Raw genomic sequence first — 2,398 nt, forward strand, 5'->3', positions numbered from 1 at the left:
GTACAAAGGGCGGCGTACATCGCAACCGGTGTCGAATTTCAATGATTTTGCCAAAGCTCTGGCGGCCGCGCATTTTCCCGTGTTCCTGTTTTCAGGCCACGCCGCCGAAGGCTTGGCATTGGAGATGCTGCAAGGACTGATCGCCGATCTCAATCGCAAATCGCGCGCATCCGGCCTTTATCTGCCGGCGAGCGAAAACGGGTGGGGAAGCGCGCTCGCCTCGGCCTGGATGACAGGTTTTCCGCTGCGCACCGGCTTTGCGCGCGGCCTCCCTGAATTCGATCCCTGGCGCTGCGATGTGGAGCGCATGATCGCTGCCGGCGAAGCTGACCTGCACCTGCGGATCTCCGCCGCAACGGCCCAACTACAGAAAAAAAGGGCACGCATGGCGCTGATTGTGCTGACGAAAACGGAAAAGCCGGTTGCCGGCGCCGCAGTCACCATGGCCATCGGCGAGGCTGGGGTCGATCACGATGCGGTTGTCTACTCCAGCCGCACGGGCTCGCTCAGGTCGATCGATGCGCAAGCGGCCTCGCAATTGCCCTCCGCCGCGACGATCATCCGCCTGATCGCTACCCACGCTTTCCTCGAGCCACTGCCATGCTGACGAAAATCGCCGACGGCGACATCATCGATCCCGTCAACGGCCGTCTCGGCAAAGGCGACCTCTGGATCAAGGACGACAAGATCGTTCCGGCGCCGGCGGGAGGGGCGGCCGACCGGACCGTCGAAGCCAGCGGCTGCATCGTGATGGCTGGCGCCATCGATATCCACTCCCACATCGGTGGCGGCAATGTGAACACCGCGCGGCTGCTCTTGCCCGAACAGCATGCCGCCCATCAGCTGCGGCCAGCAATGACGCCGCTCGCCAATGCCGGCTGGTCGACGTTCCAGACCGGCTGCCTCTACGCAAAGATGGGCTTTACGACGGTCGTCGAGCCGGCGATGTCGCCGGGAGCGGCGCTGCACACGCATCTCGAACTGGCTGACATCCCGATTATCGACAAAGCGACCCTTGCCATTCTCGGCAACGACGATTTCCTGTTGTCGATGATCCGCGACGACGCCCCCCGGACGATGATCGAGGACTATGTCGCCTGGACGGTCGCTTCGACGCGAGCGCTTGGGGTCAAGGTGATCAACGCCGGTGCGGCGGCCGCCTTCAAGGAGAACGTCCGCACCTTCTCGCTGGATGATGTCGTGCCTTCCTATGGCGTCAGTTCGCGCAAGATCGTCAAGACGCTGCAGGCCGCCGTCGACAGTCTTGGCTTGCCGCATCCCTTGCATGTCCATTGCAACAATCTGGGCAGCCCCGGATCGGCGGATACGGCGGCTGCGACGATTGCAGCGGCGGATGGACTGCCGCTGCATCTCGCCCACCTCCAGTTCTATGGCTATGGCACGGAAGGAAAACGCGGGTTTTCCTCTGCCGCCGCACGGCTTGCCGAACTGGTCAACGCGACGCCGGAAGTCACCATCGATATCGGCCAGGTGATGTTCGGCCAGACGGTCACGGTCTCCTCCGACGTCATGCGGCAGTTTTCGGCGCGTGGCAGCGCACACCCGAAAAAGACCGTCATTCATGACGGTGACGGCAATGGCGGCGGCATCGTGCCCTACAGCTATGGCAAGGACTTCTACGGCACGATGCAGTGGGCGATCGGGCTCGAGCTTTTTCTCCTGATCGACGATCCCTGGCGTGTGTTCTTCACCACCGATCATCCCAACGGTGCACCTTTTACCGCCTATCCGGCGCTGTTCGAACTGCTGATGAGCCGGGAAGCGCGCGCCGAAATGGCCGCCGGACTTTCACGATCCGCCCTGGTGCTCTCTACCCTGGCCGCAATCGACCGCGAATACACGTTCGAGGAAATCGCCATCATGACGCGCGCGGCGCCAGCCAAGCTGCTCGGCTTGACGGATCGAGGCCATCTCGGCGCCGGCGCAACAGCCGACGTCGCTGTCTATCGCAGGGACCGCAGTATCGCCAAAATGCTCGGAGAGGCGGCGTATGTTTTCAAGGATGGCGATCTCGTCGTGCAAGACGGGGAAATCATCCATTACCGCTGGGGCAAGGCATTGAGGCTCAAGCCGCCTGTCGACAAGGCAATGGTGCGACGGCTCGAGGACTATCACCAGCAGCGCTACGGCCTGTCGCTGGACTGGTTTAATTTCCCGGATTCCGCGATTGCGCGCGAACAGCCATTCGGCGAGGTGCCATGCCGAACATGAGCATCAATGGCGTAACGATCGACGATACCTTCGCGGAAGCCTTCGGCATGCGCGCAACCGCCATCGTCATCACCGCGCCGAGCCGGAAATGGGCTCGCCAGGCGGCGATCACAATGACCGGCTTCGCCACCTCGGTGATCGGTTGCGGCTGCGAAGCGGCAATCGA

General features: G+C 62.6%; 1 protein-coding gene and 2 pseudogenes. All 3 read left to right on the plus strand.

What is annotated here, in order from left to right; genetic code table 11:
- Positions 1 to 607, plus strand: a pseudogene (locus EN879_RS32215) (tungsten formylmethanofuran dehydrogenase); the annotation flags it as partial.
- Positions 601 to 2,232, plus strand: coding sequence for a formylmethanofuran dehydrogenase subunit A (locus EN879_RS32220; RefSeq protein ID WP_063167858.1), 1,632 nt, complete (start codon positions 601 to 603; stop codon positions 2,230 to 2,232). The pseudogene EN879_RS32215 and the gene EN879_RS32220, both read left to right, overlap by 7 nt.
- Positions 2,220 to 2,398: pseudogene (locus tag EN879_RS32225) on the plus strand (formylmethanofuran--tetrahydromethanopterin N-formyltransferase); the annotation flags it as partial. The gene EN879_RS32220 and the pseudogene EN879_RS32225, both read left to right, overlap by 13 nt.

The sequence above is a fragment of the Mesorhizobium sp. M7A.F.Ca.AU.002.02.1.1 genome, from assembly GCF_003998535.1.
Taxonomy (GTDB): domain Bacteria; phylum Pseudomonadota; class Alphaproteobacteria; order Rhizobiales; family Rhizobiaceae; genus Mesorhizobium; species Mesorhizobium ciceri.

Bases quoted from the DNA above. Each gene is read 5' to 3' on its own strand.
- EN879_RS32220 (WP_063167858.1), top strand. From the start codon at position 601: ATGCTGACGAAAATCGCCGACGGCGACATCATCGATCCCGTCAACGGC.